Here is a 16,011-nt window from a genome sequence, read left to right on the forward strand (position 1 = left end):
CCAACTTTCAGGCTCAGTAGCCACCTGTGCATCGGTATATCCCGGCGCGTACAGCTCCGCCGCGCGCAGCTGCACTTGTTCTCGTTTGGTTCGTTGTGCGGCGGCCAGCCCGCCACCCTGCGCATACCTCATGAACAGGACACACACCCACATCGATCCTGTGACTCCACCGGGCTGCCGAACTCCACAAGTTAAAGATCAGCAGCCCGTCACTCTGCCCGACATCGACCTCTGCCTGGTGTGCCTGGCTGTGCACTACACACTCGGTTAGATCAAAGCCCTCCGACATCTGACCGACCGAGCAACCTCCTACGACAGCACAGCTCAACGTTCTTGGCCTCGAACTTCGGAGTGAACGATGGTCATCCTCACAGAGGCGAACCCTGACCTCAGGTGTCCGACAACCCGGATCAAGCCCAAATGATGCAAGCATCATGTCGTGCTACGAGGATTTTTCTGGCAAGACAGGAGCCTTACATCTGCAGCATGAAGAGCAATCCATATATCTGTGTGCGAGGTGATGATGCACTATGGACAGACGCGAGAGAGCAGCCACTGAAGGTCAGGGAGGATGTAAATGCCCTACGAACGCATGTAGGTGACACGATGCAGTGCCGTTACATCCTGCGGCACCCCTCTCCATGCCCCTCTGTGGCACATCGAACGTCACCACCATCAGCCGCGTCGACAGCTCGTCTTTGAGTGCCGCGCAAGCATGCTACCAACAAGTTTCCGCAGGTCAGAGCAAACCTGTAGGAGCTACCATAGTGAAACCAGAAGGCGAATATATATCTATAACAATGAGAGTTCCTGTATTGCTTCTAATGGCAATGTCATAGTGAAAACCTATGAGCTACCATCGAGCATCTTATAGTTATTCAACTAGGAGCAACCAGGAGAGATCCTATACGACAAGCTGTCGTATAACTCATCGTGAAACCAAGCTCGATAGCGTAGATCAAGCCATCGGTATATAAGTAGGTAGACGACCAGTGATCCCTGTATCTACTTCTGTAGACAAGGCCGTCGTAGTGTCAAGTGGGAACTAGTCGCTACAGCAGTTGGTGAACCCGTCTTCAATCCTATGGACCATCTGTAGGCATTCCCATGTGGAGCCCCATCGCTGATCCAACCTGTAGAACGACAGGAGGTCCAACTATCCAGTCAGCTAGGACACGGGCCAGCTCACCAGCTCACGGAGGTACCCGTCGCCTGCTGATATCAACTTTCGACGCGCCACACCGCTGAAAACATGAGAAGTTCAAGATCGAAGGAGTAGAGTGCCCGAGGATGCAACCACTGACGCAGGAGGGCAACCTCTTCCCAGTAAGCCCTGCAGACACAAGGTCTGGGTGACGATCACCACAGGCGCCTCTCTGTCCCCCCGAGCAACATCGCGAACAGGAAGTCTGAGCAATGACCAAACTGGCTGTCGGTACTCTCAAAGGCGGCACTGGAAAGACCACAACAGCTGTAAACCTCGGTGCAGCCCTTGCCCTAGCGGGTCGCAGAGTGCTCATTGTCGACCTCGACCTACAGGCTGATACAACCGTCTACTTCGGAGTCACACCATCGGAGGAGCACTCCGTTGGCACATTGCTCCTGGATACTTCGATCGAACCGACGGCTCATCTAATCGATGCAACTGACCGTATAGACGAAAATCCCAATGGTGGAAGGTTGCTCCTGATGCCTGCGGAGATGAGAAGTCTTGAACAGGCCGCCTTCGAGATGCAGCGGACAGCGAACCTCATGGGTCTCACACGGCTGTTGAACAAGCTCGGCGACATCGCCGATGACGTGATCATCGACAACAAGCCTGAGCTAGGAATCCTGCACCAGAATGCTGTCTTGTTCGCAGAGGATGCCATCGCGGTGATGCAGCCTGAGATGATGACCACACGTGGAGGCATCTCGTTCAGCGTGTCCCTGAACGAGATCAACGCTAACCGGACGAAGCCCATCAACTTCCTTGGTGTGATCATCAACAAAGATGAGGACACCGAAGAAGCTGGATGGGTAGACGGTGTCCTGGCTACTCAGAAAGTGCCGGTGTTCGAAACGACCATCGCTAAATCGCGTCTTATTTCCAAGGCCTATAGCTATGGGCGGCCGGCTGTGCTGCATTTCCCTTCCAGCCCAGCCGCAGCAAACTATGTGCGCCTGGCCGGTGAGGTCCTGTCCCGTTCTAATGCGATGGCAGTGGCATGATGGCAAAAGAGCCCTCTAAGAAGACACGCTCGCGAATGCCGCCGAACATCGGCCTCATCGTCGCTGCAGGCAACGCGAACGGTAAGGTAGGAACTGCGGCCACTGAACCGCAGCCGCTACCAGCGCCTGCTCACCCGCTGGGGGATACGGCTGCCCCGGTGATCATGGACAAACCAGCGTCATCTCTTACTCCCCCGACACCCAGTCAAGATCCGGTGGGTCGCACAGCCACCGATTCCTCCGGGATTGCAACCAAATCACCGACGAACAGCTCAACCACGACAGTGACCGAGCGGCGGCCGGCGACGATGCCTGCCTTGTCGTCGGTCAGAACGTCCGCTACGACACCCGATGAGGCACCGGTGGTGCCCCCTCAGACGACACCACCGGCAAGTAAGCCCACGACCGAAGCATCGATGGCTACGGACCCAGTCACGGCAGCCACCGTCACGGCGGCCCCATCAGCGCTTACTGACAAACCAGCAGAATCCACGACAACCAATCCGACCGTGGCTAAACCAGCCGATGCGATCGCATCACCGGCGAACGACGCGACGGGCTCACAACCGGTGGTGCCCCCTCAGACGACACCACCGGCAAGTAAGCCCACGACCGAAGCATCGATGGCTACGGACCCAGTCACGGCAGCCACCGTCACGGCGGCCCCATCAGCGCTTACTGACAAACCAGCAGAATCCACGACAACCAATCCGACCGTGGCTAAACCAGCCGATGCGATCGCATCACCGGCGAACGACGCGACGGGCTCACAACCGGTGGTGCCCCCTCAGACGACACCACCGGCAAGTAAGCCCACGACCGAAGCATCGATGGCTACGGACCCAGTCACGGCAGCCACCGTCACGGCGGCCCCATCAGCGCTTACTGACAAACCAGCAGAATCCACGACAACCAATCCGACCGTGGCTAAACCAGCCGATGCGATCGCATCACCGGCGAACGACGCGACGGGCTCACAACCGGTGGTGCCCCCTCAGACGACACCACCGGCAAGTAAGCCCACGACCGAAGCATCGATGGCTACGGACCCAGTCACGGCAGCCACCGTCACGGCGGCCCCATCAGCGCTTACTGACAAACCAGCAGAATCCACGACAACCAATCCGACCGTGGCTAAACCAGCCGATGCGATCGCATCACCGGCGAACGACGCGACGGGCTCACAAGCGCCGGTTGCGCAACCGGCTGGTAAGAGACCCTCAGCTCAATCTACAGCCCCTAGACAACGGTCGAAGAAACCTTCGGCGCCACAGCGTGTTGCACCGATTATCAGCAAAGCCCGACAGATTAATGTGTACATCCTGCCACGCGCGTATGACATAGCGTTGGCTCGTGGTCAATCAGGGGTTCTGTACGCCGATATCGCGATGGATGCTATCGAGTGGGCGCTTGATGAAGGCGTTCTGGAACACTTGGTGCGACGGCGCACCAGTCGTACCCGCCCCGCAGGAGGCCGGTTTCCCGGGCGGCGAATCGGCCGTTCGCGGGCTGAGGAAGGGGTCTCTCGCGTACCGTGGCCGGTGCAGTTAGACACAGCTCAGCATGACGTACTGACGGAAATCATGGCTGAGGTGGGGATCAGGCATAAGTCCGCACTGATCGGTGCCGCCGTCGAGGCCTACCTATTTGATGAGGAGGGCGAGGAGATCGAAACAGAGCTTGAGTAGACGTGGTCAATTATCGGGATCTAAGGCTTCCTCCGCGACCTCTAGGTCGCGGAGGAAGCCTTTCCTCTGACCTGTGTTCCATTGGACCATGTTCTGGAGTCACCGCAGGACGACGGGTCGCTCAGGCGCGCCCGCAGCGAGAATGGCGCCGATCAGATCGCTGAGGCCGATTGGGTAGATGGTCTCGCTCGTCGAGCACAGCTCATCAAGGGCCCACCAGCGGCGGGCCTGGATGGCGCCGGGCTGGATAGCGCGATCAGGGTCAATGTCGTCAACCGCGATCCGTGCGAAATAGTACCGCTCAACCTGGCGGACTTCCTGGCCGCCAACCTGCTGCTCCTTGCTGCATTCAGCGATCTGCCCACCCAGTGGGACTTCGCCCTCCTTGATGCCGGGTTCCTCTCGAAGTTCGGGGTGAAGAAGCGGTGATGTGCTCCTCTCCGCTGTCGAGGGAGTCGCCTGGGGAGCCCAGAAACCTCCGTTCTCCTCATAGCGCAGCAGCACACGCTTGTCGTCGTCGTCCAGGGCGATGACACGGGCGGCTGTTCGTAGCGATCGGTATCCGGCGGTGTCGGCAGAACCGTGTGGATGACGCTGGCATGCGGCGTGGATGGCGGAGCAGGCGGCCCGGTGGGACGCGCAGTACGCGGGCTCAGAGAACCGGCGGCGGGCGATCGCCGAAGCGCGGCGGGTCCAAGAGCGGCATGGGACGTCGCCGGTCGTAACGTGGGGACGGCGATCGACGTCCGCCGGGCGCACAAGGCGGCCCAGGCCACGACCCGGGCGCTGGATGCCCGCCCCGGCGGCGGGCTGGACGTCGCGGCGTTGGGATTCGCCGACATGAACGCGATCGTCGCGGGCTTTGAGCACCTGGTCAAAGCCGACGGAGGCGACATGAGCCCCAAGAACAAGTCCAGCCTGCTGTCGATGTGGTTCAGGGTGCTGGACTGGGGCCGGCTCACCGAACGCCTGGATGGCATCAGGCTCCTTTGTCCGGCACTCTAGGGCCTGTCCTGTGAATCATGAGAGCCAGTCCAGGGTGGCGATGAGCAGAATCTGGGAGCGATAGATGAGGGCGCGTTTGGCATAGCGGGAGGCCAGTGCGCGGTAGCGCTTGAGCCGCGCAATCGCCCGCTCCACCACGTTGCGCCGCTTGTAGATCTTCGGGTCGAAGGCATACGGCCGGCCGCCCGCTGAGCCGCGTTTCTTTCGGTGGGCCAGCTGGTCCTTCTTCTCCGGGATGGTCGCGGCGATCCGTCGGCGGCGCAGGTAGCGGCGGGTGCTGCGGGCGCTGTAGGCCTTGTCGGCGATCACCCGAAATCGCCAGCCCCGGCGCTGCCCGGTATGGGCGGGCGCGATGACCTGGTCGATCAGCGGGATCAGCCGCGGGTTGTCACCCGCCTGGCCGGCGGTGAGGATGACGGCCAGTATTCGGCACCCGGCGTCCACCGCCACGTGCAGCTTGCTGGTCAGGCCGCCCCGGGAGCGGCCCAGCGCCTCCCCGTCGACGGCCGCCACCGTCGCTCCAGAGGCGCCGATGGCGGCAGATCCCCCTTTTTCCGGGCGCCGGCGGCATGCTGGTGCGCCCGGGTGACGGTGGAGTCGACCGACACCTCCCATAGTTCGGTGGCATCGTCTTCTTCGGCGAGCTGAACGTTTCCCTTGACGTGCTGGAAGATCGCCTCCCAGGTACCGTCGGCGGTCCATCGGCGCAGTCGCTCATGCAGGGTCTTCCACGGCCCGTACCGGTCGGGGACATCCCGCCATGGCGCCCCGGTCCGGGCCTGCCACAAGATCCCGTTGATCACTTGCCGATGGTCACGCCACTGACCGCCCTGCCCGCCGCCTTCCGGCAAGACCGACTTGATCATCTCCCACTGCTGATCGGTGAGCTCGCCCCGATGAACCATGCCTCCAGCATCACCGACCAGGCCAAATGCTCTGGCCGAAGATTCACAGGACAGGCCCTAGTGCTCTGACCGCATATGTTCACCGGCTTTGGGATCGGTGACTCGATCAAGCCTGAGTACTCTCGGCTCGTGGGAGATCGCGAACAGTATGTGAGGTATCAGCAGGACCGGACCGTGCTGGTGGCGATCGGGGCTCATCTCGATCCCCAGATCAGTCGGATCCGCGTACGGTTACCTCGGTCCGTGGCTGAGTCGGCGGTCGCTGCCTGGGATCGCGATGAGCTAGGCGAGATCGACGAGGAAAGCCGCGAAGAGTACGAACTGCGTGACGATGCTGCCGAGCTGGCTTTGATCGGCCTGGCGATCACCTCGCGCGGCGTGTGGGATGGCGAGGAGGTCGTCGTCGACCTGGATGTCGCCCAGATCTCGGCGGCGTTGCAGGCCGCGCGATAGGTCAGGCTGCAGCAGCGAGAGGTCGTCGTCCTCCCCAGCGCAGTCCCTTCTCGCTGCGGATACGGGCACGCTCGCGGCGTTGGGCTGCGAGGACGTCGGGGTGGCGGGCATTGGCGTTGCGCCAGCGCAGGTAGGCGTGCAAAGCCCGGGTCTGCACGGGGTGGTTGAGGTGGTGGGAGTTGGCGATGGTGAATTGCCTCAGCGGTCCGAAGTGAGCCTCGATCGGGTTGGCCCAGGAGGCGTAGGTCGGGGTGAAGCAAAGCTCAACCCGGTGCTTGATGGCCCAGCGACGGATCTGCTCGCCCTTGTGCGCGGACAGGTTGTCCAAGATGACGTAGATGGGGGCGCCGTCGGGGCGGGCGGCGCGGATCGACTTCAACGCGGCCAGGGTGTTCGCGGCGCCCTTCCTGCGGCGGTTGACACCCCAAAGAGTGTCGTCGCCGACCGAGTAGCAACCGTGGAAGTAGGTGACGCCGTGGGTGCGGTGGTAGGTGGCCGGATGCCGCTTGGGGTGTCCCTGCGCGGCCCAGCCCGAGCCGCCGGTGGGCCGGATCCCGAGTGGGCCGAACTCGTCGAAGGCGAAGACCCGGTCCGCAAAGCGGTCCAAGACTTCCTCGATCCGGTCCAGCTTCGCCTCCCGATCGGGGTCGGGGGATTCCTTCCATGTCTTGGTGCGCTGGAAGGTGACGCCGCGGCGGGCGAGCAGGCAGCGTAAGGCCTCGCGGCCGATGCGGATGATGCGCCCGTGCACCTTGCGCAGGTAGGCGACGAGCTTGCGCAATGACCAGCGGGTGAAGGGCTGGCCGAGCTTGGTCGGGCGGGTGGTGGCCGTCACGACGACGAAGTCCTCGTCGTCAGGACTGAGCAGGCGGGGACGGCCTCCCGCCCACCGAGGGTCCAAGCAGGCCAGACCGATCTCGTTGAATCGGTGGATCACATCACGGACCGTGTCCTCATCGGCCTGTACCAGTTGGGCGATCACCGGGACGCGGTTCCCGCCGGCCGAGGCCAGCAGCATCATCGCGCGCCGGTAGCGCACCGAACTGGTGCTGGCTCGGCGCACGATCTGCTGCAGCCGTTGCCCTTCTTGGTCGGTCAGTCTGCGCACACGGACAGGCTCGGCCACCGCGCCTCCAGCGGTTGGATCGGATGTCACTGCACATCCAACCGCCACGACCACCAACACGGCGAACCTATGTGGTCACAGCACTAGCCACGTCATCAAGCAGGCCGAGCCGAATGAGGATGAGATCGGCAAGGCGATCCCGGAGTCAGTGATCGCCCAGTTGGACGCCCACGCCGAGTTGCTCGGGGCGGGCATCCGCCACGGGCGGCTGTCACCCGAGCAGGTTTGACCTGCGTGACCAGTGTGTACGGCGGCGGGTGCCGTGCTGTGTGGGTGTTCAGGAGGGCGCCGGGCGTGGGCGCAGGTCCACGATGTCCAGGCCAGGCGGGCCCAAAGAGCCGGTTCCGGAGATGACGATCTCGAAGTAGCCCTTCGCTTCGAGGCCGCCTGCGCCGCTGCTGCCATCTCCGTTGTTCTGGGTGAAGAACGTGCTGCTGCCGACCGGCTTCTGGGGAAAGTAGGTGAGGAGAACGCCCTGCCCGGCCCAGGAGTCGTGGGAGGGGCCGTTCCACCATTCGTAGGCGGTTGCGGCGTGCGAGAAGGTGCTCAGTAAGAAGGCTGTGGGGGATTCGTCGCTGTAATTGTCCTGCCCTTGGAACCAGCAGTGCGATCGCGGATCGATCTCTTTCGCATCCGAGGTGTAGGACTCGCACCTGACGTCGATGTAGACGATCTGGCGTTCGTGCGAACGGACGAAAGCTTCGAAGGCGGCCGCACCGGTCTGCGTGGTCGCATCCGCTCTCAGCCTTGGGATATCAGTGACGGTGTATCGGTAGACGCCATACCCGGCAGCCGCGGGGAGCAGGACCACCGCGAGCGCCACGAGGGCGCGGCCTGTGCGCCAGCGTCTGGCGAGCCTGCCGGCGTCCTTGAGATCGTCGGCGAAGACGATCGCGGCGGGGTCCCGGGCGCTTGCGAGATCGCCCTGGTTCTCCCGGGGCGCCACCAGGCGCCAGCCCCTACGGTGGGCGGCCTCGAACTTGTCCTCGATGTCGCCCACGTGGGTCAGCCGGCCGTTCTCGTCGATCGCCCCGGTGACCGCGGTTCGCGGCCGGGGTCCGCGAAGGAACCCGCGCACCGCGGCCACGGATGGGCGGCGCGAGGCGGGTCTGCGCAGGAGTTCACGCAGGGCAAGCGCGAAGGCCGCGCCGAGCGAGGGCCCCTCCACCGACGGCACCGCAGCGCCGTTGACGACGATCCGCCACAGCACGCACCGTCCGCCCCGACGTCCCGGCGAGGCGTTCCAAGCGACGGCGAGTGCGTCTTCGAAAGCGCCGTCGGCGTGGACGCCCGCCATCGTCTGGGGATCAGGGAAGAGACCGGCGGGCCCGCCTGGGTACTCCCACAGTTCCAGGCTCCCGGCGGCGCCCTTCTCGGCGCCGTTATCTCCGGGCGTACCGAACACGACCGACATGCGGACGACGTACCGCGACTGCGTGTCTTCTCTGGCCAGCCGCAGACCGGTCAACGCGACCATCGCCCGGACCGGATCGTCGCCGAGCCGCTCCAGCGTGCGTACCAAGGCCTCCAGCCGGGGCCGTAGGGAGAGGTCGGCCGCGGCGATACCCTCCCGCCCCAGCAGCCCCGCGCCGCCCGGCCTCGGTGGAAGCGCCCCGGCGGTGCTCCAATGCTCGACCACCCGTTCAAGGACGGCCGGCCGCTCGCCATCGGAAGCGCCGAGTGCCTGGGCCACGAGCAGAGTCATCGTGGCGGAGTCGGTCACCGCCCGGCGTTCGTCGGCGGTTCCGGAGGCGTGCGCGGCGATCAGCGCCAGCACCGCCGACGCCTCGTCCCCGGCGAGCCATTCCGGGTCGTGGGCGACCGCCTCCTTGCAGCAGTCCCACCACAATCTCCCGGTTGCCGCCAGATCCCGGACCACCTCGCTGGGAGAGCACCCGTCTGCTCCCGCCTTCAGCCCCGACAGCCGCCGGTCCAGTTCTGCCCGGTGAACCAGGCTTGTGGCGTCCTTCTTGACGGTCGTCACGGCATGTCTCCGAGGATCATGGCGCGAACCCGCTCGTCCACCCGGTCGGCGACGTGATGCCAGGCGCTCAGGGTGGCCTGGCTCGCCGCAGCCGCCACTGACGTGCGGACAGTGCCCAGGTTCCAGGCCGGAATCCGACCCGCAGAAACTGGCCGGGATATCTGCCAGGAAGCCTCAGGGTCATACCCGGCCAGCCCGATGACAGAACTGGCCGGCCCCAGCGGTGCCCGAGTCAGCGGAATGAGGATCTCCTGCTCGGCGCCGTCCCCAAGACGCTGGTACCAGACCGATAGGACGACCGGAAGATCATCGCTCTCCGGCGAGATGACCTCCAACTGGTAGTCCGATGTCTGGGCGTCCGCTTCGCGCCCGTCGACCCGGTGCAGCAGGAACTCCAGCCGATCCGGCCCCGAGACCCTCAGGACGACGCCACCCGAACCAGCGGCCGTGACCACACCCCTCCTGGGCGGCAGAGGAAGGAGGAAGCGCCCGGATTCCGGGTCACGCCGGGCCTGCGGCCTCCTCCGGCGGCGCGCCGGACCGGGATCGGACTCCAGCTCCTCCTTGCCGAAACGGGGCACCGCGAGCGGGACATCCAGCAGCGAGGCCCAGTACCGCTTCCAAAAGCCGTACCCCTCCCATCCGCGCCGAGCCACCCGAGCCGATAAGGGGGTGCGCGTGTCGATGAGCGACCTCCAATAGCGGTCCGCGAACCCGGTCACGCGCCGCTCCCTTCGGTGAGGGAGGGCCCCTCCTGCACCGGTTGGACGGCTGCGGGGCTCCGCGCCGTCCCGAACCGCCTGAGCAGGGCCGGACCGGAGGCGCCGACGACGACCGCAGCCATCCAGCCGGTCAGCTGGTCGCGCAGCAGCACCCCCGCCACGGCCCCGATGACGACGCGGGTCAGCGCGACCAGCGTGTCCGGAAACACATCGATATAGTCGAGCAGCCCCGGCGGATCGCCCTCGCCGGAAGCGCGAACCTGCTGACGATCCTCCCGCCAGGCGTTCAACTTCCCCCACAGCGCGACACCTTCGACGATCGCCCCGCCGCCCGCTCCCGCCCCCATCGCGACAAACCAGTCCAGCATGGCCCGCCCCATCGTGATCCCGTGTTCGGCTCGTTGCGGGGAGTGTCTCATCCCGAAATGCACCCGGGTAGCGCGATTCGCCAACCGGGATGGAAAAGTGGCCGCCCACGCCGAAAGCTCAGAGAGAACCAGCTGTGGCCTGCAGGACCTCCCCGAGCAGGACCGGCAAGCCATCGCCGACCTGATCAACCGGTTCGCGCACCAAGAAACCAACCCTGAGCGGCAGCTGACCGCCTGGGAAGCGCCCGAAACCTTGGGGCTCTGGCCTGAAGAAAGCCAACCGCCTCGGGTGACCAACCCCGGCACCACCCTGACCATCACGCCCCCGCCAGCGCCGCTGCCGGGGTCTTTACTCGTTGATCATCAAGAAGATCAACGAGACCGCGCCGAACCTACGTGCTTGACGTGCCTGACAGACCTTCAAGCAGCTGACCAGCTATTTCGCTTGGCTACGCAAGATAAGTCTTGGACATGAGTGTCTACCTCGAACCCATCGTGCACGGCATAGGCGAGGGCCCGTATGCGGTGAGCACCCTGATCGCCCGCCGGATCATGCGGACCGAACGCCACGAGGAGCCCGCTGGCGTAGGTGGCGCGCCGCCCGCCCTGCTTCAGGCCGCCACCGCGCTAGAAGGGGCGGCTCACACGGGAGGAGGAACGGCCTCCCTGGTGCGCGACGCCTCGGCCCGCATCGCCAGATCGCGTAGCCGCTTGCGGACATCGATTCCATTCCATGTGCCCACGTAGTGCGGTTCGCCGCCCTCGATGGCCATCGCGAGGGCGTACCCCGCGCGGAGCGGATCACCGGGAGGCGGCACCGTGCTGCGCTGGTCGTAGCCCGTGGTGGGGACGTCCCATATCAGGATGCGCCAGTCGGTGCCGTGATCGTCGTCGAACAAGTAGTAGTCGACCGCTGCAGGCGCCTGTGCAACCAGCTTATCCAGGTAGGCGCGGAAGGTAGCGCGGCCGAAGACCCGCGGGCTTCCCACGGCATCGTCGATCACCCCGCGCCCGATCACGAGACGATCCTTGCTGCCGAAATCGGTGATCCAAGACCAGTGCGGGTCACCGCTGTCCCGCGTCTGGATCACGAACGCATATTGATGACCGCCGCACGAGCCCATCCTCCGATGATGCGCAGCCAGCGGGACACGCGCCAGCGGAACGGGACATCCAGTCGATGATCAATGGGACGGCCTTAAGCCGGGGCGCGATGGCCCGCGGCGCGCTTACGCCGTCGAGACCTGCGCCCGGTCCTCGCAACATGCTGTGAGCCAGTCAACGTGCCTTACTTGCCTGAATATCTCTCTCTGACCTGCGAGAAGAGGCCAACAACCCCAGATAACGATCGCCGTCCCAGTGGCCGATCCTGTCCGTGTGGTAGTCAGGTTCGTATCCGATGGGGATGACGTCGGGGACTGCCATGCACGGCTAATCGCCATGGCTCGCTACCGGCTCCTACGCGGTGGTGGATCCGAGCGCGTAGCCCGCCTCGATCCTCCCGGGCGCGATTGAGCGGTCCCCCGGCGTCTATAGGTCCTCAACTCGCTGGCCTTCCCCGACGCCGGTGTTGGTGACGCCGGGGACGGCCGAGCGCTCGGAAGTGAGCACGATCGTGTTGCGCGTGGTCACGAGCTCGGCAGGGATGTCATTGTCGGCCACGATCAGCTGGATCCGGTCCTTGTATGCCTCGGCGAGGGTGGCCAGGCGGGCGTAGATGCGGCGGCCGAGCTCGCGGTCCTGGTCGACGGTGCCGATCGCTTTACGCGGGGAGTCGATGATCAGCAGGCTCGGCAGCAGGACGCCGGGATGGTCGAGCGCGGTGGTGAGCAGGGTCAGGTGGTAAGCGATGTTGAGCGCGGTACTAGCGCCGCCTCCGCTGGCCTGTAGGTCTTCGAACGCGGTGTCCCCCACCAGTGGCAGGAAGGTGTCCGGGTCGATGCGAGCGGTGCCGTCGGCGGGGATGCCGATCAGATCGACCTCGTCGGTGAACGCCGCGCTGATGTCATCGAGCTGGGCGCCGCGGGCGCGCAGGGCCCTCTCCCGTTCGGCAATGTCGACCTTGAGCTGCCGGTCCGTCTTACGGTGGGCAACGGCCTCGGCGCGGACCTGGTCGAGCCGCCGCCACATCTGCATGTGCCGGCCGGTCTCGTCGATGCCGTGGCGCAGGGATTCCGCCTGCCGGCTCAGCTGGGCGACCGACTCGATCCGCGGGGAGACCGCGCTGGCGGTCGCTTGGTCGTACTCGCGGCGGAGGGTATCCAGGTGCAGGTCCGTGTGGCGGGCCGTCAGCCGGGCCTGTTCGAGCGCGGTGATGTCGGCGTGGAGCAGGGTTTCCGTTTCGACTATTTGTGCCCGGATCCGGTCGGCGTTCTGGTCGGAGGCGTGGAGGTCTTCGATGACGACTGGGGCCAGCGGCTGGCAACACAGGCGGCAGTCCGTCTCGGCGACCTCGCGGCTGTCGAGGTCCTGCATGCAGCGCGGGCAGGTGGCGAACTCGAATGGCGCGAGCAGCCCGATCGCGGTACTGCGCCGTTCAGCTTTGGCCAGGTCTAGGCGCAGTTGGGCGAGGGTGGCCTCGCGGCCGCGAACGGTGACCGCGAGCAGGTCGGCTTCCTCGTGCCGCTTCTTCGAGGCGGTCAGGGCCTTGGACAGCTCGGCGCGGCGGTCTTCTTCCGCACCGGTCAGTGCGGTGACTTCGTCACGGGTCGCTCGCAGCTTGTCCTCCGCCGCCGCGAGCTGCTGCACCAGATCCATGCGGCGGGCCCGTAGCTCGTCGACATCGGCGATGCCGGTGTCGCGGATGAATCGGTCGATTGCGGCGGCGTCCTTGTCCAGTTGTTTGGCGCGGTCGCGGGCGATCCCTCGCTGGCGTTTCAGCTCGAAAAGTTCCGGGTCGGTGAGACCGAACATCAACTCGAATGCGGCGATGCGTTTCGGGTTGATGTTCGTGGTGTCGAGATGCCCAACGACCGACCGGTCGATCTCCTTAGCCTGCAGGAAGCAGTACCGGAAGATGTCTTTGAAGGTCAGGGCGACGGTGCGGGAATTGACGCCGGCCCGGGACGTTGGCACCCGTTCGACCGGGATGCCCAGCGCCTCCAGCAGGAACCGGGAGATGGACGGCCCGTCGGCGGGCTTGGGACTGACCGCCCAGGTGCGTTGCACCCGATGCGAGCCCGGTTCGATGATCTCCACCAGGCCGGAGTCGGCGCCGATTCTGCGGCGCAGAATCAGCGACGAATCCCCCGCCTCGATAGCGAGATCGACGTAGGTGACGTGCTGGACCACCGCAGGGGTTAGAGCCGCGTTACCGCCGAACGCGTGCTTGATCAGCATCAGCAGCGTCGACTTGCCCATCGTCGTCGTGCCAGTGACGAACGTCAGCGGGGACGTGAAGTCGAACGTGTGCGACGCGCGGTTGGTTGACACGGTCAGAGACCGGATACGCAGCTTCGTGGCCATCTAAATCTCGCTTCTGAGCGGGAGCGCGACGACGTCCGGCAACTGTTCGTAGATCAGGTCTTTCAGATCCCGGCCAGGCAGGTCGAAGTGTGCGCGTAGGAATCGGGCCCGCTCGGCCACGACCGCCCACGGGCTGGTTCCCTCCAAGGCCATGCCGAGGTCGCGTCCGGCATCGGTCAGGGTGATCTCGGTAGAGCCGTCAACCCGGGCGAACGTCGCAAGGCGTTTGCCGACCAGCGCGCCGAGGATGGGGTAGTAGCGGTCGTCCCACGGCCCGTACTTGTAGCGAATCATGCGGCTCTCCACCGCCTGTCGCTCGTCGTCGGTCGGCGCGACGCCCGGCCCAGCGACGCCGGCCGGCAGGAGGCGTTCGGCCATGACCGGATACCGGAGCAGGAAATCGATCTTCGCCAGTTTGGTCAGGCCGCGGAATGGTTCCCCCGGCTGGGTGAACTGGCAGACGAGGATGAGGACCCGAGCCTCGTGATAGAGGCTCTCCTGGCGGATCGCCAGGACAGCGGCAGCGGGCAGCGGAGCGATCATCATCCACCCGCCGGTCGCGAGAATCCGAACTTGCACATGTCGCTCAACTCGTAGGCGTACCCGAGGATGTGGAAGTCATCGAGTGGCACGCTGATCTTCTTGCTGAGCTCCGCCCGGCGCAGCTCAGCATGCAGCAGCGCCTGGAACTGGATGCCGTGGTGGCCGCTGTTGCCGATCAGCTGGGCACGGATCCGGCGGACGATGTCGAGGATCTCCATCTCCAGCCGGAACTGCGTCTCGATGTCCTCCGGGAACCCGGTCCTGGCCTGCGGCCAGATGTGCAGCCACAAGTCTCGCAGGCCCAGGGCGTTGTCCCGTTCGTCATCGCCCATCAGGGCGTCGCGCATCTTCTCGATAAGGCGATGACCGCCGGGGGCACGTGGCGGCGCCTGCCCGGACCGCAGCAGCGACACCGGGTCGCCGACAGCGCGCCGCGTGCCGAGCCGGATCGCGTCCAGGACCGCGTCACGGGAGATGGTCCGCCGCTGAACCGTCTGCGCGATCTCCGACCGCGGGTCGTAGGCGCCAGGGTTGGTTAGATATTGGGCCAGATCGACGGGCCGACCGCTGTCATCCCGGCTCGCCTCCGAGACGAGATCGACGACCGCCTTGTAGACGTCAGCGGCTGCCGATGGCGCGAAGCCAAGCGTGCCAGCCGCAGGTTCCACAATCTGCCGGATGTTGACATCCCGGATGTCACGCTTCGCTGGCCGCTCGCAGTCGAACTGGCAGCTGTGCACGAACCGCAGGAGCATCTCGAACAGCCCTGTCGGCAGACCGGCCGGGTCGTGCCGTTTCGGTTTGGGCGGCACCGGTGCGGCGGGTTTGGGGATGTTGTCCAGGGTGGTGGACTTCGCCGCCATTTCCATCATGGCCCACGCCAGGTGCGCGATCAGCGCGGCCCCCCGCGGCGTGTCCAGCTCACCGGCCCGGCACACGTCCAGCAGGGCACGCGGCGTGTAGTCACCCGGTCTGCCGCCCAGACGCGTGTTGCTGGCCAGCCGTACGACCGGCCAGCTGGTGTAGCCGAGCCACCGGTCGAACAGGTGCGCGATCCCGCCGTGGTCACACAGCGACTTCATGGTGGTGTATAGCATCTGGTCGTGGTGCTTGACCGACACCAGCTCCAGCAGCGGCGGTCTGTCCCGCACGATGATGAAGTCTTCCTGCCACTCACAGATGATCTTTACGATCGACGTATCGGTGTGCAGGCTCAGGCAGTACGAGGCGATGATCTCGGTCTGGTAGTGGTAGTTGCCCTGGGTCGGCGCGCCCGCGTCCTCGGCCGGCCGCCGAAAGAGGTCCAGCTCGAGCTGACCGCTCGGGTCGACATCTGCGGAGAGCCCGTGCTCCTGCCCGGCTCCTGAAGCAGCGTCACCCGCCACGGTGCATCCACCTTCCTTGCGACCGGTAAGCGCAAACTCACGAACAGCGAACCCGATCACGGAGCGGTACGCAATAGCCTGTTAAGCATGAAAGACGACTTGTCGTGCGACCCACCACACTGGCCGCAGCAGCAATAGCAACCCCGCAGACCTCTT

General features: G+C 65.0%; 14 protein-coding genes and 1 pseudogene. 5 read left to right on the forward strand and 10 right to left on the reverse strand.

All coding sequences use genetic code 11. The features are described 5' to 3' along the window. Window positions 1-12: 12 nt before the first annotated feature. Window positions 13-132, reverse strand: a pseudogene (locus ACQP0P_RS00845) (IS630 family transposase); the annotation flags it as partial. A gap of 1,284 nt (window positions 133-1,416) precedes the next feature. On the opposite strand from ACQP0P_RS00845, the gene ACQP0P_RS00850 reads away from it, so the two are divergent. The 4 genes from ACQP0P_RS00850 (at window position 1,417) to ACQP0P_RS00865 (ending at window position 4,904) form a co-directional block, all read left to right on the forward strand. Further along, complete coding sequence (locus tag ACQP0P_RS00850; RefSeq protein WP_433358896.1) at window positions 1,417-2,211, forward strand: ParA family protein; 795 nt, start codon at window positions 1,417-1,419, stop codon at window positions 2,209-2,211. 1,388 nt (window positions 2,212-3,599) lie between these two features. After that, window positions 3,600-3,899 (forward strand): hypothetical protein, encoded by a 300-nt coding sequence (locus tag ACQP0P_RS00855; protein WP_433358897.1) that lies wholly within the window; start codon window positions 3,600-3,602, stop codon window positions 3,897-3,899. Between the two features lie 81 nt (window positions 3,900-3,980). Next, window positions 3,981-4,328: a hypothetical protein gene (locus tag ACQP0P_RS00860; protein WP_433358898.1), complete on the forward strand. Its 348-nt coding sequence runs from the start codon at window positions 3,981-3,983 to the stop codon at window positions 4,326-4,328. Between the two features lie 297 nt (window positions 4,329-4,625). Then, window positions 4,626-4,904: a hypothetical protein gene (locus ACQP0P_RS00865; RefSeq protein WP_433358899.1), complete on the forward strand. Its 279-nt coding sequence runs from the start codon at window positions 4,626-4,628 to the stop codon at window positions 4,902-4,904. A 15-nt stretch (window positions 4,905-4,919) separates the two neighbouring features. On the opposite strand, the gene ACQP0P_RS00870 is transcribed toward ACQP0P_RS00865, so the two are convergent. Then, a protein-coding gene (locus tag ACQP0P_RS00870) for an IS5 family transposase (protein ID WP_433358771.1) occupies window positions 4,920-5,809 on the reverse strand; the annotation gives its coding sequence in 2 pieces (ribosomal slippage) (window positions 4,920-5,404 and window positions 5,404-5,809; 891 coding nt in all). A gap of 174 nt (window positions 5,810-5,983) precedes the next feature. Here ACQP0P_RS00870 and ACQP0P_RS00875 point away from each other — a divergent pair. Beyond that, window positions 5,984-6,262 carry a hypothetical protein gene (locus tag ACQP0P_RS00875; protein ID WP_433358900.1) on the forward strand — a complete coding sequence of 93 codons (279 nt, stop codon included), beginning with the start codon at window positions 5,984-5,986 and terminating at the stop codon, window positions 6,260-6,262. A 1-nt stretch (window position 6,263) separates the two neighbouring features. Here the strand turns inward: ACQP0P_RS00875 and ACQP0P_RS00880 are convergent, their stop codons facing one another. The 8 genes from ACQP0P_RS00880 to ACQP0P_RS00915 all read right to left on the reverse strand — a co-directional run bounded on the left by ACQP0P_RS00880 (window position 6,264) and on the right by ACQP0P_RS00915 (window position 15,855). Then, complete coding sequence (locus ACQP0P_RS00880) at window positions 6,264-7,388, reverse strand: IS630 family transposase (RefSeq protein ID WP_433358901.1); 1,125 nt, start codon at window positions 7,386-7,388, stop codon at window positions 6,264-6,266. A gap of 277 nt (window positions 7,389-7,665) precedes the next feature. After that, a complete protein-coding gene (locus ACQP0P_RS00885; RefSeq protein WP_433358902.1) occupies window positions 7,666-9,372 on the reverse strand; it encodes a hypothetical protein in 1,707 nt (568 codons plus the stop codon). After that, on the reverse strand, window positions 9,369-9,827 hold the full coding sequence (locus ACQP0P_RS00890; RefSeq protein ID WP_433358903.1) for a hypothetical protein: 459 nt from the start codon (window positions 9,825-9,827) through the stop codon (window positions 9,369-9,371). Before ACQP0P_RS00890 ends, ACQP0P_RS00885 begins: the two co-directional genes overlap by 4 nt. A 263-nt stretch (window positions 9,828-10,090) precedes the next feature. Beyond that, a complete protein-coding gene (locus tag ACQP0P_RS00895) occupies window positions 10,091-10,462 on the reverse strand; it encodes a hypothetical protein (protein WP_433358904.1) in 372 nt (123 codons plus the stop codon). A gap of 641 nt (window positions 10,463-11,103) precedes the next feature. Further along, window positions 11,104-11,553: a hypothetical protein gene (locus ACQP0P_RS00900; RefSeq protein WP_433358905.1), complete on the reverse strand. Its 450-nt coding sequence runs from the start codon at window positions 11,551-11,553 to the stop codon at window positions 11,104-11,106. Between the two features lie 439 nt (window positions 11,554-11,992). Continuing rightward, window positions 11,993-13,894 carry a hypothetical protein gene (locus tag ACQP0P_RS00905; RefSeq protein ID WP_433358906.1) on the reverse strand — a complete coding sequence of 634 codons (1,902 nt, stop codon included), beginning with the start codon at window positions 13,892-13,894 and terminating at the stop codon, window positions 11,993-11,995. A 33-nt stretch (window positions 13,895-13,927) separates the two neighbouring features. Further along, window positions 13,928-14,473, reverse strand: a complete 546-nt coding sequence (locus tag ACQP0P_RS00910; RefSeq protein WP_433358907.1) for a hypothetical protein — start codon at window positions 14,471-14,473, stop codon at window positions 13,928-13,930. Beyond that, window positions 14,470-15,855 carry a dsDNA nuclease domain-containing protein gene (locus ACQP0P_RS00915; protein WP_433358908.1) on the reverse strand — a complete coding sequence of 462 codons (1,386 nt, stop codon included), beginning with the start codon at window positions 15,853-15,855 and terminating at the stop codon, window positions 14,470-14,472. The genes ACQP0P_RS00910 and ACQP0P_RS00915 overlap by 4 nt, the downstream gene beginning before the upstream one ends. Window positions 15,856-16,011: the final 156 nt, after the last annotated feature.

Origin of the sequence: Streptosporangium sp. CA-115845, from assembly GCF_050943795.1 — a bacterium.
Classification (GTDB): Bacteria; Actinomycetota; Actinomycetes; order Streptosporangiales; family Streptosporangiaceae; genus Streptosporangium.

Coding starts and splice junctions, on each gene's coding strand:
- ACQP0P_RS00850 (WP_433358896.1), top strand. CDS start 1,417: ATGACCAAACTGGCTGTCGGTACTCTCAAAGGCGGCACTGGAAAGACC.
- ACQP0P_RS00855 (WP_433358897.1), top strand. CDS start 3,600: ATGGATGCTATCGAGTGGGCGCTTGATGAAGGCGTTCTGGAACACTTG.
- ACQP0P_RS00895 (WP_433358904.1), bottom strand. CDS start 10,462: ATGCTGGACTGGTTTGTCGCGATGGGGGCGGGAGCGGGCGGCGGGGCG.
- ACQP0P_RS00910 (WP_433358907.1), bottom strand. CDS start 14,473: ATGATGATCGCTCCGCTGCCCGCTGCCGCTGTCCTGGCGATCCGCCAG.